Origin of the sequence: Acinetobacter sp. YH12145 (assembly GCF_013418335.1) — a bacterium.
In the GTDB taxonomy this organism is placed as follows: Bacteria; Pseudomonadota; Gammaproteobacteria; order Pseudomonadales; family Moraxellaceae; genus Acinetobacter; species Acinetobacter amyesii.
This window is the reverse complement of the sequence record NZ_VPCE01000006.1, coordinates 99,823-123,627: the sequence shown is the minus strand read 5'-3', so window position 1 is coordinate 123,627 and position 23,805 is coordinate 99,823. Positions and strand designations below refer to the sequence as shown.

General features: G+C 41.5%; 20 protein-coding genes. 11 read left to right on the top strand and 9 right to left on the bottom strand.

The features are described 5' to 3' along the window. Positions 1 to 22 precede the first annotated feature (22 nt). Together FTU80_RS07965 and FTU80_RS07960 are read right to left on the bottom strand one after the other, a co-directional pair. On the bottom strand, positions 23 to 1,240 hold the full coding sequence (locus tag FTU80_RS07965) for an acetate/propionate family kinase (RefSeq protein WP_111884043.1): 1,218 nt from the start codon (positions 1,238 to 1,240) through the stop codon (positions 23 to 25). 493 nt (positions 1,241 to 1,733) lie between these two features. Next, the gene (locus tag FTU80_RS07960; RefSeq protein WP_111884042.1) at positions 1,734 to 2,999 is read right to left on the bottom strand and encodes a glutamate-5-semialdehyde dehydrogenase; all 1,266 of its coding nucleotides are present in this window, start codon (positions 2,997 to 2,999) and stop codon (positions 1,734 to 1,736) included. A gap of 303 nt (positions 3,000 to 3,302) precedes the next feature. Between FTU80_RS07960 and FTU80_RS07955 the strand changes: the two genes are divergently transcribed. Continuing rightward, positions 3,303 to 4,631, top strand: a complete 1,329-nt coding sequence (locus tag FTU80_RS07955) for an alpha/beta fold hydrolase (protein ID WP_180084691.1) — start codon at positions 3,303 to 3,305, stop codon at positions 4,629 to 4,631. Between the two features lie 28 nt (positions 4,632 to 4,659). Here the strand turns inward: FTU80_RS07955 and FTU80_RS07950 are convergent, their stop codons facing one another. Together FTU80_RS07950 and nagZ are read right to left on the bottom strand one after the other, a co-directional pair. Next, positions 4,660 to 5,529, bottom strand: a complete 870-nt coding sequence (locus tag FTU80_RS07950; protein ID WP_180084690.1) for a class I SAM-dependent methyltransferase — start codon at positions 5,527 to 5,529, stop codon at positions 4,660 to 4,662. 130 nt (positions 5,530 to 5,659) lie between these two features. Continuing rightward, complete coding sequence (gene nagZ, locus FTU80_RS07945; RefSeq protein ID WP_180034909.1) at positions 5,660 to 6,682, bottom strand: beta-N-acetylhexosaminidase; 1,023 nt, start codon at positions 6,680 to 6,682, stop codon at positions 5,660 to 5,662. 200 nt (positions 6,683 to 6,882) lie between these two features. Here nagZ and FTU80_RS07940 point away from each other — a divergent pair, with 200 nt between their 5' ends. The 7 genes from FTU80_RS07940 (at position 6,883) to FTU80_RS07910 (ending at position 17,184) form a co-directional block, all read left to right on the top strand. After that, positions 6,883 to 9,093 carry a carboxy terminal-processing peptidase gene (locus FTU80_RS07940; protein ID WP_180084689.1) on the top strand — a complete coding sequence of 737 codons (2,211 nt, stop codon included), beginning with the start codon at positions 6,883 to 6,885 and terminating at the stop codon, positions 9,091 to 9,093. Between the two features lie 437 nt (positions 9,094 to 9,530). Then, entirely contained in the window at positions 9,531 to 11,597 is a 2,067-nt protein-coding gene (locus tag FTU80_RS07935) for an EAL domain-containing protein (RefSeq protein ID WP_180084688.1), read from the top strand. Between the two features lie 240 nt (positions 11,598 to 11,837). Further along, complete coding sequence (locus FTU80_RS07930) at positions 11,838 to 13,430, top strand: peptide chain release factor 3 (RefSeq protein WP_180084687.1); 1,593 nt, start codon at positions 11,838 to 11,840, stop codon at positions 13,428 to 13,430. 106 nt (positions 13,431 to 13,536) lie between these two features. After that, complete coding sequence (locus tag FTU80_RS07925; RefSeq protein ID WP_180084686.1) at positions 13,537 to 14,364, top strand: hypothetical protein; 828 nt, start codon at positions 13,537 to 13,539, stop codon at positions 14,362 to 14,364. 74 nt (positions 14,365 to 14,438) lie between these two features. Continuing rightward, the gene (locus tag FTU80_RS07920) at positions 14,439 to 15,395 is read left to right on the top strand and encodes an RsiV family protein (RefSeq protein ID WP_180084685.1); all 957 of its coding nucleotides are present in this window, start codon (positions 14,439 to 14,441) and stop codon (positions 15,393 to 15,395) included. Between the two features lie 8 nt (positions 15,396 to 15,403). Next, a complete protein-coding gene (locus FTU80_RS07915; RefSeq protein ID WP_180084684.1) occupies positions 15,404 to 16,225 on the top strand; it encodes a TatD family hydrolase in 822 nt (273 codons plus the stop codon). 152 nt (positions 16,226 to 16,377) lie between these two features. Beyond that, positions 16,378 to 17,184 (top strand): enoyl-ACP reductase, encoded by an 807-nt coding sequence (locus FTU80_RS07910; RefSeq protein WP_180055657.1) that lies wholly within the window; start codon positions 16,378 to 16,380, stop codon positions 17,182 to 17,184. Between the two features lie 152 nt (positions 17,185 to 17,336). Here the strand turns inward: FTU80_RS07910 and secB are convergent, their stop codons facing one another. The 4 genes from secB to rsgA all read right to left on the bottom strand — a co-directional run bounded on the left by secB (position 17,337) and on the right by rsgA (position 19,667). Then, the gene (gene secB / locus FTU80_RS07905; RefSeq protein WP_078189641.1) at positions 17,337 to 17,792 is read right to left on the bottom strand and encodes a protein-export chaperone SecB; all 456 of its coding nucleotides are present in this window, start codon (positions 17,790 to 17,792) and stop codon (positions 17,337 to 17,339) included. A 40-nt stretch (positions 17,793 to 17,832) separates the two neighbouring features. Beyond that, complete coding sequence (gene grxC / locus FTU80_RS07900; RefSeq protein WP_078189640.1) at positions 17,833 to 18,087, bottom strand: glutaredoxin 3; 255 nt, start codon at positions 18,085 to 18,087, stop codon at positions 17,833 to 17,835. A 20-nt stretch (positions 18,088 to 18,107) separates the two neighbouring features. Further along, positions 18,108 to 18,515: a rhodanese-like domain-containing protein gene (locus FTU80_RS07895; protein ID WP_078189639.1), complete on the bottom strand. Its 408-nt coding sequence runs from the start codon at positions 18,513 to 18,515 to the stop codon at positions 18,108 to 18,110. Positions 18,516 to 18,608: 93 nt separating this feature from the next. After that, positions 18,609 to 19,667: a ribosome small subunit-dependent GTPase A gene (gene rsgA, locus FTU80_RS07890; protein WP_180004539.1), complete on the bottom strand. Its 1,059-nt coding sequence runs from the start codon at positions 19,665 to 19,667 to the stop codon at positions 18,609 to 18,611. Between the two features lie 125 nt (positions 19,668 to 19,792). On the opposite strand from rsgA, the gene orn reads away from it, so the two are divergent. Next, entirely contained in the window at positions 19,793 to 20,350 is a 558-nt protein-coding gene (gene orn, locus FTU80_RS07885) for an oligoribonuclease (RefSeq protein WP_067763591.1), read from the top strand. Positions 20,351 to 20,405: 55 nt separating this feature from the next. Here the strand turns inward: orn and FTU80_RS07880 are convergent, their stop codons facing one another. Beyond that, on the bottom strand, positions 20,406 to 20,846 hold the full coding sequence (locus tag FTU80_RS07880; protein WP_180084683.1) for a GNAT family N-acetyltransferase: 441 nt from the start codon (positions 20,844 to 20,846) through the stop codon (positions 20,406 to 20,408). 198 nt (positions 20,847 to 21,044) lie between these two features. Between FTU80_RS07880 and FTU80_RS07875 the strand changes: the two genes are divergently transcribed. Next, positions 21,045 to 21,815: a ThiF family adenylyltransferase gene (locus tag FTU80_RS07875; RefSeq protein ID WP_180004537.1), complete on the top strand. Its 771-nt coding sequence runs from the start codon at positions 21,045 to 21,047 to the stop codon at positions 21,813 to 21,815. Positions 21,816 to 21,930: 115 nt separating this feature from the next. After that, a complete protein-coding gene (locus FTU80_RS07870) occupies positions 21,931 to 23,751 on the top strand; it encodes a tetratricopeptide repeat protein (protein WP_180084682.1) in 1,821 nt (606 codons plus the stop codon). Positions 23,752 to 23,805: the final 54 nt, after the last annotated feature.

Sequence of the window (23,805 nt, the reverse complement as noted above, 5' to 3'; positions counted from 1 at the left end):
GCGAAGGGGCTGATGCGATTGCTTATGCAATCGCAGCTTCAGCATCAGACTTTTTTGTAGCAGACGCTGTCACCTCGTCTACAACATGCTCAGTTTCTTTGGCAATACGGCCTTCTTCATCGGTTGGAACAACCCAAATTTGTGGGCCAGTACCATGGTCAATACGACCTTCAGTACCGCGTTTTAAGTTGTCATTTAATTCTTTACTCAGGTTGAAACCAAAGTGCGGTAAGTATGAAACCGTTTTTTCACGAATGTAGGCAGAATTTTCACCAATACCACCGGTAAAGAATAAACCGTCAATACGTGGTAGACCACAGCTGAGACCTGCCAAAGATTTTGCTAAACGGTAGCAGAATACTTCAATGGCAAGTGCGGCATCTTCGTTGCCTTGTTCCGATGCTTCGATCAACGTACGCATGTCATTTGAAAGATCAGACAAACCGAGTAGGCCTGATTGGCTGTTCAGCATCTTATCGATTTTGTAGATATCCCAACCTAAGTTGCTTGCAAGGAAGCTGTGAATACTTGGGTCGACATCACCACTACGTGTGCCCATCACCACACCTTCAAGAGGTGTTAGACCCATTGACGTATCTACAGATTGACCATTCCAAATCGCACAAGTCGAGCTACCATTGCCTAAGTGTGCCGTTAACCAGCCACCTTGTTTAAAGCTGCCTGCCAACATTGAGCCACGCTCAGATACGTAGGCATGGCTAGTACCATGGAATCCATAACGACGTACGTTATGTTGTGTGTACAAGAATTTTGGTAATGCATAACGGTATGCATGAGACGGCATGGTTTGGTGGAATGCTGTATCAAATACGGCTACTTGCGGAAGTTCAGGGAACAAGCGCATGGTTGCTTCGATCCCTACCAAGTGAGCCGGGTTATGCAATGGAGCAAGCGGTGTAGCTTCACGAATACGTTCAATAATTTCTGGTGTTAATAGCTCAGCTTTGGTTAATGTACCGCCGTGAACAACACGGTGACCAATCGCTTGAGGATTATGGTGAGCCAAACGCTCTAAAATAGTTTCAAGGGCTTTTTCATGGTCAGCATGTGGAATAGACAGCTCAAGCGCATCACCACCTGTAGTGACCCCTTTAATACGTGCATCAGCAGAACCTAGGTTCTCGGCTAGACCAAAAATACGATCTTCACGGCGCTCAGAAACTAACGCATATTTGATAGAAGAAGATCCGCAGTTAATTACTAATACTGATGTAGACACGTTTAAATACCCGAATTCTAATTGAAATACTTATCCATAATATTGATCTGATTGCAGTTGTATTGATTGATACAATTTAGATCTGTGATGATGTTTTATCATGGGTTTTTTTATCGTCCTAGATAGACTTTAGGAGATTAGACTTAAGCACTATCGACCCTGAGCACAATAATAATTAAAATTTATCAGTTCATAGTTTTCATTTATTAATAAAATAGTCCTCAAAATTTATACGATTTAAGGGATATACATAGAACATAACATGCGTTCGCTGCGCTGTAATCCTCAAATTGTTGCAAAAAAGCAGGTAAATTTAACTTTTCTCATTCTTCTTAAGTATTTAATTGTCAAAAAATCTGTTTTCGATTCTATATCCTGTGTGTTTGCAGGCTTATATTTCAATATGTGAACCCTGGGTCTAATTTTTTAAATCGCCATAAAAAAAGCTGTGCCTTTAATCATAAAAGCACAGCTTTCGTTGTCTTATTGGGTGTTATTGGCGAATTTGACCATCACCAAACACAATCCATTTTTGAGAAGTCAGACCTTCAAGACCGACTGGACCACGTGCATGGATTTTATCGGTTGAAATACCAATCTCAGCACCAAGACCATATTCAAACCCATCTGCAAAGCGCGTTGAGGCATTAATCATCACTGAACTCGAATCTACACGCGCCAAGAACTGACGAGCCAGACTAAAGTTTTCGGTAATGATTGAGTCGGTATGGTGTGAGCCATATTTATTGATGTGCTCAATCGCTTCATCTAAGCCTGTAACGACTTTCACTGCCAAAATCGGGCCTAAGTATTCAGTGTACCAATCTTCCTCAGTTGCAGGAACAATCGATTCGCCCAAAATGCGCTGCGTTTCAGCACAGCCACGCAGTTCAACTTTTTTCTCCGCATAGAGTTCAGCAATGCGTGGTAAAAACTCTTCAGCGACATTTTCATCGACAAGTAAGGTTTCCATGGCATTACATACGCCATAACGGTGTGTTTTGGCATTAAGCGCAATAGGTAATGCTTTTTGCAAATCAGCCTGAGCTTCCACAAAAACATGGCAGTTACCATCAAGATGTTTGATAACAGGCACACGTGCTTCATTGGTAATACGTTCAATTAAGCTTTTGCCACCACGAGGTACGATCACATCGACATATTCAGGCATAGTAATTAATTGGCCAACCGCAGCACGGTCTGGGGTATTAATTACTTGAACGGCATGTTCAGGTACACCTGCGGCAGTTAAGCCATGTTGAATCGCTGCCGCAATTGCTTGGTTAGATTCCAACGCTTCAGAACCACCACGTAAAATAATGGCGTTACCTGATTTAAGCGCTAAAGATGCGGCTTCAAGGGTTACATTTGGGCGAGATTCGTAAATCATGCCGACAACACCTAGCGGCACACGCATTTTGCCCAGCTGAATACCTGTCGGACGGAAGGCCATATCGGTAATTTCGCCAATCGGGTCAGTCAGTGCGATTACATCTTTTAGACCTTGGAGCATGCCTTTAAAGCGTGTGGGGGTAAGTTCTAAGCGATCAAGTAGAGCGCTATCCAAGTTGTTGTTATGCGCTTTGGTCATATCCACTTGGTTAGCTGCCAAAATTGCAGTTTCACTGTTTTGTAAAGCAGTATAAATTGCTGATAAGGCATTATTTTTAGTCTGGGTAGAAGCCCCTGCGAGCACACGTGATGCTGTGCGTGCTTGCTGTCCTACCGTTTGCATGTATTGTTCAATAGACTCTTGCATAGCGGTTTGATCACTTAGAAATTTCAACTCGATATTAACAGCCTGTGACTGAACAATGAAGCACTTAAGTGCATATTCGACTGTACTTGCTGACCAGAATTAACATTTTGAAATTGTTTTTAGAGCAAAAGTAGATAAGCGGCGGGGATATCAGTTGCTTGTAAAATGAACCTCTGTATAGAATGAAACAATAGCGACATTGAAGTCGTACAAATAACGATTAAAGAGCAGGACGCTAAGTCGAGCAGAGTCTCTAAATGAATTCCTGACAATAAAAATAAGGCAGGAATGGAGGAAAGGAATATGAATTCCATTATCCAAATGGATCCCACCGTACAGGAAAGTACGCATTACAGTTTTTTCGATCTGTATGACAAGCAAAGCTTTAAACAGCCTGCCAGAACGACATGGATTGATGGCTGGAAGGTCGAATATATGGCCATTGCACAACCTGAAACCATTCATCGCACCCCGATTGTTATTATTGGTGGTGCATTTCAAAACTTTAATTCCTACAAATATTGTGTCGAACAACTATTTGCGGCAGGACCTATTATTTTAATTGATTTACCCTCTATGGGCTCAAATCAGCAAATTACCAATGTCGATACTTCGGTGTCGGCAGGGACTTTAGAGTTGGGTGATCTGGCACAGATGTTAGGCGTTTGGTTGGATATCGTCGGGCTAGAAAAAGTATCCGTGATGGGGATGTCACTAGGTTCAGTGGTGGCTGCAGGACTGGCGGATCAACGTCCTGAATTGATTGACCGCATGATATTGATGGGCGTAATGCAAAAAACGCGCAAGAGCTGGCGCATGTTGCTTGAAGAATCCTTGCATTTGATGAAAGAACAACGCATGGATGAATTTGGTCAAGCGGTGATTTTGTATTTGGTCAATCATGCCAAACTGGATGTGACGCGGATGTCACCGACAGCAAAGCGTTTGTTCTTTAGACAAATGGCTGAATTCACCAATACCGAACAAGAGCGTTATGACATTAACTGTAACCGTTTGCTGCGTTTGCAAGACGTGCCGATTCCACAGTGTGATGTATTGGTGTCTTGCGGGCAGTACGACAGTTTTACTTTGCCACATGAAAATGCGGGCTTTGCCTTGCAATGTCCGAATATGCAATTTGCCATGATTGCCAATGCGGATCATTTACCGCAGTTGCAACGCCGTAAGGAAACCATGAATTTGTTTGCAACTTATCTACGCGGTGAGTCTATTCAGCAGTTGGAAGGAATCATTCCAATGAGCCGAGAGCAAATGCAAAATATTGAACGCCGTGGCGAAGCGCGTGTAAGTGTACAACAGCCATTCACGCATTTATCTCATCGCCATTCAGACCTCGTGGTTGACACTCAAATTACGGATTTAAATTATTTCGGCGTGTTGCTGAATGTACAGGCTGAAATGTTGGACTGCATGCACGCATATCCACGGGATTTGGCATTACATCTAGAAGATGAAGAAGGTGAGTTTAAAATTGAATGTCTCATCTTTGACGTTGTGGATACGCAGGTTCGAGCTTTGTTTAAGCATGGTAGTTTTGAGTTGGCAGAGCGTCTATTGCGCTTTGTACAACGCCAAAAAGAAGATGTGTTGTTATTAGAAGCCGTAAGTTAAAACATGAACAAGTAAAAAAAACAGCGCGTTAGCGCTGTTTTTTTGTTTTGGCATGGACCATCCAAACCAAATCTCCACTGTGCTGCTCTGCATCGTGAAATGGAATCACTTGATCTTGTTGCTGTTGTGGAAAGTATAAGGCCGGCTGAACGACGTCTACTTCTTCAAATCCTGTATGACTGAAAAACTGCTGTAATTCAGCAGGGGATTGAAAATGAAAAGTAAAAGCGCTGCGAGACATGACTTTGAGTAATTTACTACTGGCCCAAATAAAACGTGCTAAACGGTTCTTGACGGGTTCAGGATAGATGTCGGTCAGATAATGTAATTCCTGAAATGAAGCGCCATATTCGGTGATCCCTTGCAATAACTTATTCAGTAGCGTTTGATCAAAATAATTAATCAGACCTTCGCTAATCACCACCAAAGGACGTTCAGGGTCAAAACTCTGAAAAATACGTTCAAAATCTTGAGTGAAAATGTCACCAGTTAAGACCTCAGGGGCATGCGGGTCAATCTGTTTGAGTGCCTGTGTTTTGATTTTTGCCATATCTGGCAAGTCGAGTTCACGATAGTCAATTTCAGGATGTTTGGTGCGAAAATTCCAACCGCGCGGGGAGAGGCCACAAGCAATTTCAAGGACTTGTAGCTGAGGGTGTTGGGCAATGAGTTGATCTAAATGTTGATCGATCATGGCATGGCGCTGTTTAAGCGTCGAACGCATGCTACCGCCCACATTCTTTTCTGCCCAGCTTTCTAAAGGATGGACTAAACGTGCTAAAAATTTGCCTTTACGTGTGGCAAAAACGGGATGCGAAATCCCCATGCTGTACCAAATATAGCCGGTGTAATGTGCAGTAAAGGAAATGTGTCGATGTTCCGATAAACTTTGTGTCATGTCGTCCTGACCTAATGTTGTTTTTATTGGCAATTTTTGTATAGCGCCGAAGCACTTATTTTGACTTCATCATAAATCAAAAAGGAGCACCTTGTCGTGCTCCATTTTCTAGAATTTTGAAAGTCTTGGATTAGCAATATTGATTTTTAAAATCCACGATACGGTTACGCACATTTTGCCAGTCCGCTCCGAGTTCAATGCTTTGTCCAATCTCAATTTGTGGGATTTTTCCGCGCATACGTTCTAAGCGTTCCTGATTTGGAAGAGCCAAGTTTTGAATTCCATCAAGCGCAATGCATGCAGATTCACGGTTATTACATACGAGGCCCATATCACAACCTGCATTTAATGCTGCTTGGATACGAGCATCTGCGCCGCCAGCGACACAAGCTGCTTGCATGCTTAAATCATCGGAGAATAAAACGCCATCAAATTGGAGCTCTTGACGTAAGACTTTCTGAATCCAATACGGTGAAAATCCAGCAGGATTAGGATCAATATTTTCATAAATCACATGCGCAGGCATTAAGGCATCAAGCTGTGGTTGCAGTTGAATAAAGCTTTGCATGTCTTTTTGATAGATTTCTTCATAACTACGATGGTCAATGGCAGCAGCAACATGTGAATCTGCTTTCACCGAGCCATGGCCTGGGAAATGCTTACCTGTAGATGCCATCCCCGCACGTTTCATACCTTTTAAGAAAGCACTTGCCAGTGGAATGATGTCTTGCATATTTTTGGCAAAACCACGGTCACCAATCACATCACTGACATCATTTAGGTCCAGCACTGGTGCAAAACTAAAATCGATGCCGACCGCAAGGACTTCAGCTGCCATCAACCAGCCACATTGTTCAGCCAGTTCAACAGCTTTTTCAGGTTCAGTTAAGTAAAGTTCTCCAAACTTACCCATAGCTGGTAGGAGTGTGAAGCCTTGCTTTAAGCGTTGTACACGACCACCTTCCTGATCGACCGCAATTAAAATATCAGGACGAATTTGACGCATATGGTCGGTTAGGGCACGAACTTGTTCAGGAGATTCAATGTTACGACCAAATAAAATCATGCCGCCAACTTGTGGTGCCTGTAATAGTTCAATATCTTCTTGGGTAAGTTCTGTGCCAGCAATGTCGAGCATTAATGCGCCAATCATATTCGGTGTCCGTGTTGGAATTTTTAAGGAAAAACAATACCTGAATTCTGCAATGATTTGCTACACTTTGTCAGCAGAGAATATGATAAAACTACACGACATAAACATATTAAGTTGTTTAAGATTTTGAATCTATTCAATTCAGGTCGAAAACCAACACGGTAATATTGGTCTTAATACCAAGGAAGTACAAATTATTTATGAAACTTCAAACATTAGCTTGTGCCGTTGCGATTGCGACAGGTGGATTCTTTTTCACTCATGTGGTGAATGACGCAATTGCTGCCAATAATACAGAAGCAGTGAGCGCGGGTACCATTCAGCCCACACAAGAGCAAGCCTTGGTCTCACGTCAGCTTGCAACATTGGTAGACCGTCAACACTATTTAAATCAGCGTTTAGATGCCAATACATCTAACCGTATTTTAGATTTTTATATTGATAGTTTAGATGCTGAACATACGTTGTTCTTGGCATCGGATATTGAAAATTATAAAAAACGTTATGGTTCAACTTTTGGTGCAAATCTCAAAGCGGGCAATTTAACAGGGCCGTATGCGATTCATGCGCAATATCGTGAGCGCTTAAAACAGTTCTACACCTATATGTTGGAAGAGCTGAAAAAGCCACAGAATTTAAATCAACCGAATAACTACATCGAAACCGATCGTGAAAAAGCGCCATTCTTTAAATCGACAGAAGAACAGCGTGCGCATTGGAATAAAATGTTGGTCTCTCAGCTGATCAATTTAACCATCAGCAAAGAAGAAGAGAAAGCCAAACAGAAAGCGTTGAAAGATGATCCTGCTTTGGCAAATGGTCAAGATTTAACTGGTCCTGAAGATTTAACACCTGAACAGACTTTAACCAAGCGTTATACACGTCAGTTAGAGCGGATTAGTCGTTTAAAAAGCGATGATGTGCTTGATAAAACTCTGAATGCCATGATGCTGACGTATGATCCGCACAGTAACTATTTCCCACCTGTAGATGCGATGGAATTGAACCGTCAAACCACGCTGCAATTGGAAGGGATTGGGGTATCGATCCGTCCTGAACGTGGTAATGAAGACTACACCAAAATCGAGACGATTGTGGAAGGTGGTCCTGCTAGCAAATCAGGACAAGTCAAGTCAGGCGATCGTATCGTTGGTGTTGCCCAAGATGGCGACAAAATGGTGGATGTGATCGGTTGGCCGAGTAATGAAATTGTTGGACTGATTCGTGGTAAACGTGGCACCAAAGTGACTCTACGTTTATTGGGTGCTGGTGCGTCCATGAATCAAGCGCGAAATGTCACAATTGTACGTGATGTGATTCAAGAAGAAGATGCAGGCGTGCGTTCACGTACCGTTGAAATTGAGCGTGATGGCAAAAAGCATAAGTTCGGTGTAATTGAAATTCCATCGTTTTACTTGAACTATCGTGCACGTCGTGCAGGTACAGACTACCGTTCTGTGTCAGAAGATACCAATAAAGCCTTAAAAACTTTAGATGCTCAAAATGTTGAAGGTATCATCATTGACTTGCGTAACAACCCTGGTGGCTCACTTGAAGAAGTGGCACGTATGCTTGGTCAAGTGATTAAATCAGGTCCAGTGGTGCAAATCCGTGATGGCAATGGCAATGTCAGCGTGTTTGAAGATGATGATGGGGGCGCGCAAACTTATGCAGGTCCATTGGCAGTATTGATTAACTTGGCTTCGGCGTCTGCGAGTGAAATTTATTCTGCTGCGATTCAAGACTATGAACGTGGTGTGGTGATTGGTAGCACCACAACGGGTAAAGGAACAGCGCAGGTACAACTTGACTCTTTAGCCTATGGTCAAGCAACCTTAACGCAACGTAAATTTTACCGCGTGACTGGCGGCAGTACCCAGAATAAAGGAGTCGTGCCTGATATTAAGTTGGTTGATATTTACAATGAAGAGTTTGGTGAACGTAAAGCGAAAAATGCTTTACAGTGGGATACCATTCCTACAGCACCGTTTAAACGTGAAGGCTCGATCCAAGCCTATGTTCCCGATTTGATTAAGTCATCTCAGCAACGTGTCAGCATTGATCCGCAATTTAAATATTTAGAGCAACGTACTGCGATTGCGAAAAAGACAGAAGAGCAAAAGCGTGTGGTGCTTGACTTAGCGAAGCGTAAAGCCGAGCTGTTGGCACTAGAGCAAAAGTCTTTGGATGCTGAAAATCAGCGTCGTAAAGTGGTGGGTCAAAAACCTTATGCCAACTGGGAAAGCTACCAAGCGTCTATGGATGCATTGGTGGAGGCACGTGCAAAAATGAAGGCAAACCAACGTCCAGCACTGCCTGAAGAAGAAGTCTTTGTGACGGAAGCAGCAAACGTGCTAATGGACTATGCCAAATTACAAGGCAAAACGCATACAACAACAGCCAAAAAGTAAGTAATTCATCCATAAATAACATTGAGATGATTACTTGAGTTTTTGACAGAAAAGATGAATTTATCCATTGAGAAATAGCGAGCTACGGCTCGCTATTTTTTTTGTGAGTAGGGCGGTGTTCGATTTAAATCTAGAAAGCAATCTATAAATGATTCTAACTTATTCATTTTATTATGATTAGAAACTGTTCTAAAATAATAAACACCTGATGCAATTTTTATCAAAAGTTTAAGTTTTAGTGAACTTCATCAAGCTTTATTTTTTTAAATTAATCAGTTGCTTAAAATCTTGAAAGAAAGACTTGACCATTACCGTAGACTAATAGATTCTAAGAGAAAATAAGTAAGTAATTGAAAATGTAACAAGTTAAAGGGAAGAGATAGATTGGGTAATTCGGTTAAAGAAAGTGCCACGATAACCTAAGCGGAACGCTTGATATGACCCATATTCATTATGATTACAATCTGGTCGTTGGTTCAATCGTAGTTGCATTATTAAGTTGTTACTTAGCTGTTTCACTCGAACAAATGTTGTTCCGTGGAACGCGACCAAGATATGAAAATGTCATTTTATTATTCAGCGGTGCAATTTTAGGTGCTGCGATTTGGTGCATGCATTTTGTAGGTATGATGGCCAGCCATTTGCCTTCAAATCATAGTTTTGATACCAGTCTGACCCTAACATCTTATTTTATCGCCTTTGTTGCGTCCACTTTTGCCGTGTGGTTAACCACACGACTGACGCTACCATTTCCTCGTTTAATTTTAGGCTCAGTTTTAATGGGGCTAGGCATTTCCGGCATGCATTACACGGGGATGTTGAGTTTAGACGTTCAGGGTTATGAACAACGATACGAACCTTTAATTGTTATCTGTTCAATTTTAGTTGCGATCTGTGGCTCGTGTTTGGCATTTTGGCTAACTTTTAAAAATAAATACTCGCCAAAACGTAACATCATGAATGCCTTTGTTGCGGTCATGCTGACTTTTAGCATTGTCGCTATGCATTATATTGGTATGGCAGCTGTTGATTTTGTACCGCTAAACTCGATGGATGTATTGGTTGCGGCTCAAATTAACCATAATTTATTGCTATTTATTGTCTTATTTGTCACCAGTTTATTGTTGATGGCGGCCTTTAGCGTTGCAGTACTTGAGCAACGTTTAGAACATCGCAGTTTGCAGTTGATGCGCGCAAATCGAGAACTGGCCAATCAAGCGGTACAGGACAATTTGACCCGTTTGCCTAATCGACTATTTTTGGCTGAATATGCACATTTTCTATTTACAGAGCATCGCTTAAGACAAGATAAAATTGCTTTTATTTATATTGATATCGACCGTTTTAAAGCGGTCAATGATGTGTTTGGACACCATGTCGGTGATCAACTACTAATTCAAATTGCCACACGCATTCACCGTTTAATTAATGATAAAGCCAAATTGCTACGAATCGGTGGGGACGAGTTTCTGATTGTGCTTGAGTCGGCAAGCAATGACTCTGCCACAGCAATGTCTGAAAAAATATTGGAATTGATGCAAGAAAGCTTTTTGATTGCAGGTAAGGAAATTAACATTTCAGGCAGTATTGGTATTGCGATGTACCCTGAACATGGTGCGAACTTACAAGACCTACTGATCAATGCAGACACCGCAATGCTGAGTTCGAAGTATCAGGGGCGTAATACCTATTCATTTTTTAATTATACCGCCGACCAATTTGAAGAAAAAAGTCAGACGAAACTGATCAATGATTTGTATAAAGCGGTAGAAGAACAACAGTTTATCTTATTTTATCAGCCAAAATTTAATGCCGTTGATCGTGAAATTTGTGGGGTTGAGGCCTTAATTCGTTGGAATCATCCAACTCTAGGTATGCTGACGCCAAATAAGTTTATCAATGGTGCAGAAAAAACTGGACTGATTATTGCCATGGGCTATTGGGCGCTTGAAGAAGCCTGTAAGCAAATTCAGCACTGGGAAAAGCTGAATATGCCGCTGTATCCGATTGCGGTCAATTTATCAGCGATTCAGTTTGAACATAAACATTTATTTAGTACCTTAGATTCGCTTTTTGCACGGTATGAAATTAACCCGTCACATTTAATTATTGAAATTACCGAGTCAACTGCGATGCATCATATCGATGCCAGTATCGTAACTTTTGAACATTTGAGAAAGATGGGGATTAAAGTTGCGATTGATGACTTTGGAACGGGACATTCAAGTTTCTTGTATTTAAAAGAACTGCCTGTAGATGAGCTGAAAATTGACCGTGAGTTTATCCGCAATTTGAGCGTCGGTTCTAAAGAAGAAATTATTTTAGAAAGTATTATTCACTTGGCAATTCGACTGGGTTTAACGGTCACTGCAGAAGGTGTAGAGACAGAACAACAAGCAGAAATTTTAAAACGTTTAGGTTGCCAACAGTTGCAGGGATATTTGTTAGGAATGCCGATGCCAGTGGCACAGCTTGAAGAAAGCATGAAAATGAAGGTTGAATAAAGTCCTCGTAGTCTGATCGCATTGCCAATGAGTGAGAAAAAAAGACAGAGAAATGCGTTATATCGTCGATAAAAACAGGTCGTCATCCAATGTAAAACATCAAGACACGCCACGCTAAGATTTTGACTCAACCCGATGTGGTTGATTATTTTTAATGGTCAATCTGATACAATATCGCCAATTTTCCATATTGATCAGATCTGATCTTTTGCACTGCGAGTTTTGCAGTAGGTGTCTTTCATGAGTTTTAAAGAAGAATTAGCGACACAGGTCGCTCAGCGACGTACTTTCGCTATTATTTCCCACCCCGATGCCGGTAAAACCACAATGACAGAAAAACTGTTGTTATGGGGACAGGCGATTCAGGTTGCAGGTATGGTAAAAAGCCGTAAATCTGATCGTGCGGCAACGTCTGACTGGATGGAAATGGAAAAAGAACGTGGTATTTCGATCACCACTTCTGTTATGCAGTTCCCGTTTAAAGACAAGATGATTAACTTGCTCGACACCCCAGGGCATGAAGACTTTTCTGAAGATACCTACCGTACATTAACCGCTGTTGACTCTGCGCTTATGGTGATTGATGGTGCAAAAGGTGTCGAAGACCGTACGATCAAATTGATGGAAGTGTGTCGTATGCGCGACACGCCGATTATTTCATTCGTCAACAAAATGGACCGTGAAATTCGTGAGCCATTAGAACTTCTTGATGAAATCGAAAATGTTTTAAAAATTAAATGTGTTCCGATTACTTGGCCACTGGGCACAGGTCGTGACTTTGCCGGTGTATTTAACCTACTCGAAGAAAAATTCTACGTTTATAAGGCAGGTTTCGGTTCAACTATTACGGATATTGAAGTCCGTGATGGCTATGACTATGCAGATTTGCGTGAAAAAGTCGGCGAACTCGCTTGGGCTGCATTTGAAGAGTCGTTGGAATTGGTTCAAATGGCCAACGAGCCCTTAGATCGTGATGAATTTTTGGCAGGTCGCCAAACGCCAGTCTTGTTTGGAACGGCACTCGGTAACTTTGGTGTGGACCATGTGCTGGATGCATTTAGTCAATATGCGCCTGAACCTAAAGCACATCCGACGCAAGACCGTAAAGTTGAAGCGACTGAAGAAGGCTTCACAGGTTTCGTCTTTAAAATTCAAGCCAATATGGATCCAAAACACCGTGACCGTATTGCATTCATGCGTATCTGTTCAGGTAAGTATGAAAAAGGCTTAAAAATGAAACATGTGCGTCTAGGTAAAGATGTGCGTATTAGTGATGCTTTAACGTTCCTTGCTGGTGACCGTCAGCACCTTGAAGAAGCATGGCCGGGCGACATTATCGGTTTGCATAACCATGGTACGATTCAGATCGGCGATACCTTCACTTCGGGTGAAGATTTACACTTTACCGGTATTCCTCACTTCGCCCCTGAAATGTTCCGTCGCGTGCGTTTAAAAGATCCTTTGAAGTCAAAACAGCTACAAAAAGGCTTAAAAGAACTTTCAGAAGAAGGTGCAACTCAGGTCTTTATGCCGCAAAACAGTAACGATTTAATCGTGGGTGCTGTGGGTGTACTTCAGTTTGAAGTTGTGGCTTATCGTCTGAAAGAAGAATACAAAGTTGATTGTATTTACGAGCCTGTAAGTATCAATACCGTACGTTGGGTATCGTGTGATGACGAGAAAAAATTCAACGAATTTAAGAAAAAAGCACACGACCAATTGTCTGTCGATGGCGGTGGTCATTTAACTTATCTTGCACCAAGTCGTGTGAATTTACAGTTAATGCAAGAACGTTATCCGGATATCGTGTTCAGCAATACACGTGAACACTAAGTTGTTCTTTTACAGAAATAAAACAGCTTCTTCGTGAAGCTGTTTTATTTTGTGGTAGAGTTTTTAAATCCATACATTACGCAATCATTTGGTCGTTTAGGACATCATGAAAATATTCAAGGATGCTACAGTTTTTGCACTTTTGGGGAGTGTTTTGCTGCTCAGTGCATGTGATTCAGGAAAAGAAAACAAAGCGACAAAGCCGGCCGATGATGGCGCTTCTGAAGCGGTCGTGATCAATCCAGATGTTTTGCCCTATTTAAATATTCGAGAGCAAGCAGCAAAAATTGCCAAACCGTTTTGTGAAAATAAAAGTTGTATTGATTTAGAGATACAAACCATTCAGACCGTAGATACGTGGTTGAATGGTTGGATTGAAAAAAATCAGGCCAGCGTCGTACAAGATCAGATTGCATTAAAGCAAAATATGAATCTCCAACAAGCCGTCGATGCGTATGTGAAAAAATCAGATGCTTGGCAGGCAGAGTTTAAAACCAATAAAGCCTATGAATTGGCCATGTACACACGAGTTCCATATCAACGGAATCAATATGTGTTGCTGCAAATCGGTGTTGATACCAAACAGGAAAATATCACGGTCAAAGAGCGGTATTATTTTTTTGTGGCAGACCGCCGTGCGAAAAAGAATCTTAAACCTTTAGATATTATTGATGCAAAGCAACAGCAAAATATGGATGCTATTGTGCAGCAAGCCTATAGCAAATGGTTAGATGAACAAGAGGTAGATGTCAAAAAATCGGCACCGAAAAAACTCTATTGGGGCCAAGCAGATTGGTTCTTTGATCAAGAAGGTGTCGGTTTGCATTATCGTACAGATGAAATTGTCAAAGATAGTAAACAACTGGATATTTATCTCAGCAAAGCGCAAACACAACAAGTATTGAAAGCTGACGTTTATCAGCATATGTTCTAATCAACGAAAGTATTTAATTTGATAAGATATTTACCAAAATAAATATCAATTATTCAAAATGAAAGGTTGAAGCAATGGTGCAAAAAAATAAAATTTGGGCAAGCTCAATATTGGCAGTTTCTGTTGCATTCACGGCGTGTCAGCCACAACAAGCTGAACCTGAAAAAAAGCCAGATCAAGCAAAAACTGAACAGCCAGATTTGAGTGCAAAACTGATTGGTGATGCGGAAAAATTACAACTGAATTTACCTGAATGTGATGGCGGGGTCTGTCCTGAAATTTCAGTTGAACGCTTAAACAGTAATCAAGCCTTTATTGATGACTTTATTGATGCGGAAATTCTAAAACAGTTAGGTGAAATTCTATCTGTATCGCCTTTAGAAGATAAAACGCTGAGTACTGATGCTCCCGCTGCAAGTGAAGTTCCTGCAGCGTCTGAAGCAAAATCTGCTTTGGCAAAGGTTGAAACGCCCAAATTAAAATTGGAAAAAGCCACGCAGCCTTACATGCAAGCGTTCTTAAATTTAGATAAAGAATTGAAATCTTTAAGTGCCAATCAGCAAATCAGTTTGATGATTAAACCTAAAATATTAAATGCTGAAAAACCCTTGGCAACAGTGGTTTTAAATACCAGTTCATATTTAGGTGGAGCGCATGGTTCTTCTGCACAGCAATATTACAACTTTGATTTAAGCACTCAAAAATTGGTGCAGCTCAACGACATATTATTGCCAAATCAACGTGCTGAGCTTGAAAAGCGGGGCTATGAAGTATTTAAAACTTGGGTGAAAGATGCCAAGTTGGCAGACAATATTCAAGAATACGAACAGATTTGGAAATTTAAACTGTCTGATAATTTTTATCTGAGTCAGCAAGGTTTAATTTTGCAATATGCCGAATATGAAATTGGGCCGTATGTGGTGGGTTTACCACGTTTGACCATTCCGTATGATCAATTGCAAAGTGTATTGAAAAAGCAATATCTACCTCCAGTTGAAGCTGTTGAAGCCTCAGCCGCAAAAGCAAATTAATTAGTTCAATGACTTACTCATTGTTTGATACGCATACGCATTTTGATGTTCCCGATTTTGACGCTGATCGGGAACAGTTGGCGTATGCTGCCAAACAGGCGGGTGTCGATGCGTTAGTATTGATTGGTTTTGTACAGTCACGTTTTCACGATTTGCTGCAAACCCAAGAGTTTTTAGATCGTTTATCCAATGCTCCCAAAAGCTATTTAGCTCCCGGCTTACATCCGTTTTATATTGAGCAACATCGTGCAGAACATTTGCTCGACGTGGAACAGATGCTAAAGCAGCATGATTGTGTTGCTGTAGGTGAAATTGGTTTAGATACCTTTTTGAAACAGCATAAGCAGCCTGAACTTTTTCAAAAGCAGCAGCAGTATTTTTCCGCACAACTTGAGTTAGCACAGCAGTTTGATAAACCGATATTGCTGCATATTCGAAAATCCCATGCGGAGGTGCTTTCGATGTTGAAAAAGCATCAATTTAAGCTCGGTGGTATTGCACATGCATTTAGTGGTGGTGTTGAAGAAGCGAAGGCATTTACCAAGCTAGGTTTTAAAATTGGTGTAACGGGGCAAATCACCAATCCCAATGCAAAAAAATTACATCAAGTGGTTCAGACTTTAGGGGCGGCACATTTGGTCTTAGAAACCGACTGTCCCGATATGACACCCTTATGTTGTCAGCATTCGACGGAAGGGCGTACCCGTAATACGCCGGTCAATTTGCCCTATGTCTTGCAGGGGTTAGCTCAGAGTTTAAATCGTACCGAATCTGAGATTGCAGATATATTATGGACTAATTCATCACAAGCATTGCATCTGGACGCTTAAGCGGCCAATAAATATTGACGCCGCTTGATTGAATCTGATTTTATTCGCATCGTGCATGCAATGATGGTTTTCTAAAAAAAGGCGCATTATGCAATTTCTAAAATGCTTTAGACTTGGCATTATGCTGTTAAATTATTTTGAGTGAGTTTCACATGGCACAAGGACTATTGGCTGGCAAACGCTTTTTAATCGCGGGTATTGCAAGTAAGTTATCAATCGCATTTGGTATTGCGCAAGCTTTACATCGCGAAGGTGCAGAACTGGCTTTTACTTATCCAAACGAAAAATTAAAAAAACGTGTAGATGATTTTGCTGAACAATTTGGTTCAACTTTAGTTTTCCCATGTGATGTAGCAGTCGACGCTGAAATTGATACCGCTTTTGCTGAACTTGCTAAACATTGGGATGGTCTAGATGGTGTTGTGCATTCAATTGGTTTTGCACCGGCACATACTTTAGATGGCGATTTCACTGATATTACCGACCGTGAAGGTTTTAAAATTGCTCACGACATCAGCGCATATAGCTTTATTGCGATGGCTCGTGCGGCAAAACCTTTATTGGCTGCACGTCAAGGTTGCTTATTGACGCTGACTTACCAAGGTTCTGAACGCGTAATGCCAAACTATAACGTTATGGGTATGGCAAAAGCGTCACTAGAAGCAGGCGTACGTTATTTGGCAACAAGTCTTGGTGCTGAAGGTATTCGTGTAAATGCGATTTCAGCAGGTCCGATTCGTACCTTAGCGGCTTCAGGGATTAAATCTTTCCGTAAAATGTTAGACCTAAATGAAAAAGTCGCACCACTTAAACGCAATGTAACTATTGAAGATGTCGGTAATGCAGCATTGTTCCTTTGCTCGCCTTGGGCAAATGGTATTACAGGTGAAATTCTGTATGTTGATGCTGGCTTTAATACTGTAGGTATGAGCGCTGACTTAATGATGGATGCTGAGTAATTTGCTCCTCCCTTTTAAAAAGGGAGAGTGGGAGGGATTTTGTTAAGTAGAAGTAAATCCCCCTCATTTCCCCTTTTTAGTAAAGGGGGGGAGCTAAAAAGCAATAAAAAAGACCGCTAAAAGCGGTCTTTTTTAGATTTGAAGATAAGCGATTAAGCTTGGCCTTCAGCAGCAGTTTGCGCACGTTGCAAATTCGCTTCGAATTCAGCATCGAAGTTAATTGGTGTAAGCAATAATTGTGGGAAGCTGCCTTTAGTAACCATATCGTTCACAGCTTCACGTAGGAATGGGAACAAGATATTTGGGCAGTAAGCACCAAGAATGTAAGGAAGACGTTCTTCTTCAACGCTATCGATTAGGAAGATACCTGCTTGAGTAACGTCAACGATAAATGCAGTGTCACCCGCATTGTTCGCTTGAACGACAACTTTCAGTGAAACTTCGAAGTGTGTTGGATCAACTTTTTCTGCAGAAGAAGAAAGGTTGATATTTAGTTCAGGCTGCCATTCTTTAGTAAATACTTGAGCCCCAGGTACTTCGAAAGAAATATCTTTAGTATAAATACGCTCTAATGCCAATTGTGGTTGAGCTTGTTGTTCTTCACTCATTGTTTATTCCTTAATATGAGGTGACGATTTATGTTTAAAATTAAGATAGCATGCCGTCGAGTTTGCCTTCACGCTCTAAAGCATAAAGTTGGTCAAAACCGCCAATAAACTGATCATTAATAAAAATTTGAGGAACGGTACGGTGGTTGGTGCGTTGCATCAATTCAACACGTACTTCAGGCGCTTCATTTGATAAATTAATTTCTTTATAAGCCACGCCTTTACGCTCTAGGAGCTGTTTTGCACGAATGCAGTAAGGACATACAGTTGTTGAATAAATCGTAACTTCAGCCATGTTAATCTCCTAAGAAGCGCTTATTTGCTTTTAACTAGAGGTAAGCCTTGAGCTTTCCAGTTGCTAATGCCGCCGTCTAAACGGTATGCATCTGCATGACCGACTTGTTGCAATGCAGAACCTGCCACTTGACCAAGGTTACATACAAAAACCAACGGGCGATCAGAAGTTTTTAACTCTTCAATGTGTTTTGTAATTTGGCTATATGGAATATTACGGCTACCGCTAATATGACCTTCGCGGAAGTCTTTCGCATCACGTAAGTCAATCAATTGAGCATTTTTAGCTTTAACTAAAATCCCTAAAGATTGAGGTGAAATTTTGCGACCATTACGCTGGCCTTCAAGAATAAAGAACAGCACGACCAATACAGCCAGCGTTCCAAATAAGAAGGGGTGATTCCCCATAAATTCGAACCAACGTTCCACAATTCACCTAACTACAATTTTAAATTGCCAAGAGTATAGCCCATAAATATGGTGATCAAAATCACCCCTTCAAGGGTATGAACAGAATAAAAATTAATTTTTTTGCTGCGCTTCCGTGATTTCGTCGATCAGACGTAAATAACTGTCTAATCGACGCGGTAAAATTTCGCCATTTTGAGCCGCCATTCTAAGCGCACATTGCTTTTCATGTTTATGCGTACAGTTACGGAACTGACAATAACCCAAATGTGACTCGATCTCAGGGAAACCTTGTTGAACTTTTTCAAGTTCTAAGTGCCATAAACCAAATTCACGAATTCCTGGTGAATCAATCAATGCAGAACCTTCACCAAACGCAATTAAGCGCGTAGACGTGGTGGTGTGCTGACCGAGCGCGGAGTTTTCCGAAATAATATTGGTTTTTTGCGCAGCATCCGGAACAATGGCATTAATTAAAGTACTTTTACCAACCCCAGACTGACCTACAAATGCGACAGTTTCACCAGAAAGTCGAGCAGAAAGTGCGCTTAAGTCACCATCAGATTGGGTTTGCATGACCTCATAGCCCAAGTCACGATATTCTTGTAATAGCGTTAAGATCGGATCGTTGTCTTTAAGCAAGTCGGATTTATTTAAGACCAATAAGGCTGGAATATCGGCATCTGCACAGGCCACCAAATAGCGGTCAATCAGGCCTGGCGCTGGCTCAGGAAGTGGTGCAAATACAATCACAATCAGGCTGACATTGGCTGCGACAGGTTTCACTTTGTGATAACGGTCAGGGCGTGTCAGTAAAGATTGGCGTGGATGAATCGCGGTAATAATCCCTAAACCTGTGATCGGGTCAGCTTGCCATTTGACACGGTCACCCGTCACCAATAATTCGAGATTGGTACGGGTATGGCAGCGCCAAACACTGCCTAATTCGATGGGTTTCCAATGGGGTTCAGGTTCACCTGCTTGCACAATGGGTTTTTCAGGATGTTGGTCGGGTGTAGACAGCGCTTGAACTTCAAGTTGACGACCATAATGTTGGACGACCAAGCCTTCCAAATCTGCAGAAGTATCGATTTCTTCCTGACGAGATTTATGTTGCTTCTGAATGCGACGTTGCTGCTGTTCAGTCAGTCGGCGCTTACGAATTAAAGCCATTCATATCCTAAAAAACCATGAAAACTAGATGGCAAAAATAGCATGAAAGCAGGGTCTATTTACAGCGCAAGCCCAATAAATTTGCTACTATGTTCATTTTTACAGCCTAATAAGATTGCACATTTATGAGCAGCACACCTGATACACGCCTGATTTGGATTGACCTTGAAATGACAGGTTTAGATACAGATAACGACCAGATTATTGAAGTTGCAACAATTGTGACGGATGATAATTTAAATATTCTGGCGGAAGGGCCTGTGCTTGCGGTACATCAGTCTGATCGTGTGCTCAATGCAATGGATGAGTGGAACACTCGCCAACATGGTCAATCAGGTCTGATCGAACGTGTACGTCGTAGTAAATTGACAGCACAAGATGCTGAACAGCAAACTTTAGAATTTTTGAAAAAATGGGTGAATCCAAAATCATCACCAATGTGTGGTAACTCAATTTGCCAAGATCGTCGTTTCTTGCATCGTTTAATGCCTGAAATGGAACAATACTTCCACTACCGTAATCTCGATGTATCATCAGTGAAAGAATTGGCGAAACGCTGGCGCCCAGAGATCATGGGTGGCTTGAAGAAAAATGCCTCGCATTTAGCGATGGATGATATCCGTGACTCGATTGCAGAGCTCAAATACTACCGTGAATATTTCTTTATTATGAATAAAGACTAAGGTTGTAAGATCGAAAAAGAGGCGAAAGCCTCTTTTTTTATCCGAGATATTTTCTCTATCGTTGATAGATGTTGGCTTGATGAATTTCGAGAAAACTTGCAGGCTGAGCCAAATCAGTAAAGCCAAATTGACGATATAGGCCATGTGCATCCGCCGTTGCAAGCAACATGCGTCTTAGATCTGCGGCGCCACATTTTTCAAATAAAGTACTCACTATCAATTTTGAATAGCCTTTGCCTCGATGCGCATCGGCGACATAAATATCGGCTAAATAAGCAAAAGTTGCATAATCCGTAATAGCACGACCAAAACCGATGAGTTCATCATCGAGAAGTAAGGCCACGGCCAAAGAGTTTTCAATCGCTTTTTTCACCACATGTTTTGGAATATCTTTTGACCAATAGGTATGGCTTAAAAAGCGATGCACGGTGTCTAAATCTATTTCATTTTTGTCATCGGTAATTTTTAAATTATTTGGCAGAGGATGGATGTTCATGGCAATACACACTTGATTTTTTGATCTATGGTTATATTTTTAAAGCAGATCTCCGTTCGCTGTAAATGTTTATTTTGATGGATTTAGACCTGATGCGAATGCCTCTCTGTTGTGCTGTCTGCTGAATTGCGTTTTATCAAAGAAAATAAGTAGCGAATTTGCTAAAATGGCGGCTGATTTAACACTGCCTCCAGACCTATGACTGAACTGCTCCAAGATGATGAATATGACCGCCGTTTTGCTGGCGTAGCCAAAATATATAGTGATGAAAGTTTTCATCATTATGAAAAAAGTCATGTCATGGTGATAGGGATTGGTGGTGTAGGCTCATGGGCGGTCGAAGCTTTAGCGCGTACTGGTATTGGTGAGCTAACCTTGGTCGATATGGATGTAGTTGCTGCATCGAATATTAATCGACAATTGCCTGCCATGAGTACGACACTGGGACATGAAAAAATTGAAGTGATGGCAGAGCGCTGCCGTGCGATCAATCCCCGAATCAAAATAAATTTGATTGATGATTATCTCACACCCGAAAATGTCAAAGAAATTTTGGCAGGTGCTCCTGACCTAATTTTAGATTGTATTGATGATGTGAAGGCCAAATTTGCCTTAATGCTACATTGCCGTTTTAATAAAATTCCGTTGATCGTTTCCGGTGGAGCAGGGGGTAAACTTGATCCGCTGAAAATCCGAGTCGCAGATTTATCAAGAACAGAGCAAGACCCGATGTTAGCCAAATTGCGCACACAATTACGCGGCAAAGGCATTTGTAAAAAGCCGAAAGAAAAGTTTGGGATTACCTGTGTTTATTCGATTGATAATCCATTTTCCAGTGCTGATGTTTGTCCAAGTGCGGGCTTACGTTGTGGTGGATATGGTTCAGCAGTAGTGGTGACGTCCAGCTTTGCGATGGTGGCTGTGTCAGAGGTGCTCAAAAAACTTGATGCAAAACGAGCAAAAGCATGACAGCTATCTCATTTTGAAAAAAATAAAGCACCGAATTCGGTGCTTTTTTTGTATATAGAATTAAAATCAGACACAATGTTGGAATAATTAAAATATTGATTTTTTTGGGGCGAGTATGTGGTTTTTACTGATACTAATTTTGGGGATGGGAGCACTTGCGTTTTGGATGTGGAAAAGACCCGATCCAGTGAAACGCGATCAGGCTAAAGCGGTTGGGCATGACTTGTGGATAGACCAATTAGATGCACAGCTGAAATTTGCAGAACGTTTAATGCTTGATGCACCAACCGACTATGCGCGTGCCTATGAGTTGTATCAAAATTTGGCCAAACAGCATGAAATTCCACAGGCCTATGTCGCTATGGGACAGATGCATTTACAAGGCTTAGGCAGAGAAGTCAGTGTGGAAAATGCGCTGGCTCTATTGGAAAAAGCCAATAGTTTAGGCAGCGATGATGCTGCATATGTGTTGGGACAAGTTGAAGAAGGTATCTATGGCGGTGTACCCAATCTTGAAAAAGCGCAGTATTGGTATCGACATGCGATTTCACGCGGTCATTTGGATGCGCAATATCGACTCGCCGAATTAAACCCAGAAGATCAGACACATGCCGAGCAGCAACATTTAGATTTGTTGCAAAAAAATGCGGACAATGGACATGCCAATTCACAGTATCAATTGGCACAGTTCTATTTAAACCAAGCCACGCCAAATATTGCTCTGGGATTGGAATATTTACTGAAAGCTGCCCAACAAGACCATATGGCGGCTATTCAGCAATTGCAGCAGTTCTATGCGCAAGGAAAGTATCTTGCGCAAAATGATGAAAAGTCATTGCAATATTTAAAGCGAGGATTGCTACTCGGGCACCAGCAGCAGTTGTATGAATATTATCAAGCAGTATTGATGGGTAAAATCGACGTCGATCAGCGTCAGCGGGTTTATCATGATCTTTTGCAGCAGGCCAAAGAGCACAAAGTTGCAGCAGCCAGCCGATTATTAGGCATTGCACATTTTCATGGTTGGTACTTGGAGAAGCAGGAAACTTTAGGTTTTCGCTTTCTAACCGAAGCTGCTCAACTTAAAGATGCTGAAGCGATTAGTCTTATTGCAGCACTGTATTTTGAAAAGTATTTGGTTCGTGATGATCCGCAAAAAGCATTTGAGTTATATCAAACAGCGTATCAATTCAAACCATTATTCATTAACCAAGTCGGTTTGGCACTATGCTACCTACATGGGGTCGGTGTTGAGCGAAATATCAAGCAAGCACAGCAACTTTTAATTGAAGCTGCTAGGCATTTAAATGATATGTCCATTACTTGTGTCGCAGATCAAAACTATGTGATTGGACGGTTTTATGCATTGCCAGAATATCCTTTAGCACATCGTGATCACTGTTTGAGTTATCTGGAAAAAGCTGCAGAACAAGGTTCGCAGGATGCTGCTTGGTATCTCTATCGTTTAGCTGTGGAAAATATCTTGCCTGATCTACAATTTGATGATGCTCAAAGCCAGCGAGTATTGTTGAAGGCGGCAAAATTAGGCCATCCTGATGCACTCACGCAACTGGGTCTGGTTAATTTAAAAGGACAATGGGGAACACAAGATTTCCAACAAGCGTTGCAGTATTTCTCGCAAGCGGCAGCATTGGGAAATGTGACTGCCTTGTACCAGCTTGGTGAAATGTCAGAACATGGTTTAGGTGTACAGCAAGATTTAACCCTAGCGCATAGCTATTATGCACAAGCGGCTCAGGGGATGAATGCTGCGGCGTTAACGCGATTGGGCTATTTATATATTCATGGCATGGGCGTAGAGCGTGATCTTAAAATTGCACAGCAATATTTGGAAAAAGCGGCCTTGCAAGGCTATGTCGAAGCACAAGAACAATTGGAGAATATTCACGCATTTTTAAATACCAATAAATCGTGATGCAAAGCAGTAAGGTGGTATGAAGAGACCTGAAGTTTAGTTTGATGGTCTCTA

Excerpts from the sequence above, each read along its gene's own strand:
- FTU80_RS07920 (WP_180084685.1), top strand. The coding sequence starts at position 14,439 with ATGGTGCAAAAAAATAAAATTTGGGCAAGCTCAATATTGGCAGTTTCT.
- rsgA (WP_180004539.1), bottom strand. The coding sequence starts at position 19,667 with ATGGCTTTAATTCGTAAGCGCCGACTGACTGAACAGCAGCAACGTCGC.
- FTU80_RS07875 (WP_180004537.1), top strand. The coding sequence starts at position 21,045 with ATGACTGAACTGCTCCAAGATGATGAATATGACCGCCGTTTTGCTGGC.
- FTU80_RS07870 (WP_180084682.1), top strand. The coding sequence starts at position 21,931 with ATGTGGTTTTTACTGATACTAATTTTGGGGATGGGAGCACTTGCGTTT.
- FTU80_RS07935 (WP_180084688.1), top strand. The coding sequence starts at position 9,531 with ATGACCCATATTCATTATGATTACAATCTGGTCGTTGGTTCAATCGTA.
- nagZ (WP_180034909.1), bottom strand. The coding sequence starts at position 6,682 with ATGATTGGCGCATTAATGCTCGACATTGCTGGCACAGAACTTACCCAA.
- secB (WP_078189641.1), bottom strand. The coding sequence starts at position 17,792 with ATGAGTGAAGAACAACAAGCTCAACCACAATTGGCATTAGAGCGTATT.
- FTU80_RS07940 (WP_180084689.1), top strand. The coding sequence starts at position 6,883 with ATGAAACTTCAAACATTAGCTTGTGCCGTTGCGATTGCGACAGGTGGA.
- FTU80_RS07960 (WP_111884042.1), bottom strand. The coding sequence starts at position 2,999 with ATGCAAGAGTCTATTGAACAATACATGCAAACGGTAGGACAGCAAGCA.
- FTU80_RS07910 (WP_180055657.1), top strand. The coding sequence starts at position 16,378 with ATGGCACAAGGACTATTGGCTGGCAAACGCTTTTTAATCGCGGGTATT.
- FTU80_RS07950 (WP_180084690.1), bottom strand. The coding sequence starts at position 5,529 with ATGACACAAAGTTTATCGGAACATCGACACATTTCCTTTACTGCACAT.
- FTU80_RS07930 (WP_180084687.1), top strand. The coding sequence starts at position 11,838 with ATGAGTTTTAAAGAAGAATTAGCGACACAGGTCGCTCAGCGACGTACT.
- FTU80_RS07955 (WP_180084691.1), top strand. The coding sequence starts at position 3,303 with ATGAATTCCATTATCCAAATGGATCCCACCGTACAGGAAAGTACGCAT.
- FTU80_RS07915 (WP_180084684.1), top strand. The coding sequence starts at position 15,404 with ATGACTTACTCATTGTTTGATACGCATACGCATTTTGATGTTCCCGAT.
- FTU80_RS07925 (WP_180084686.1), top strand. The coding sequence starts at position 13,537 with ATGAAAATATTCAAGGATGCTACAGTTTTTGCACTTTTGGGGAGTGTT.
- grxC (WP_078189640.1), bottom strand. The coding sequence starts at position 18,087 with ATGGCTGAAGTTACGATTTATTCAACAACTGTATGTCCTTACTGCATT.
- FTU80_RS07880 (WP_180084683.1), bottom strand. The coding sequence starts at position 20,846 with ATGAACATCCATCCTCTGCCAAATAATTTAAAAATTACCGATGACAAA.
- orn (WP_067763591.1), top strand. The coding sequence starts at position 19,793 with ATGAGCAGCACACCTGATACACGCCTGATTTGGATTGACCTTGAAATG.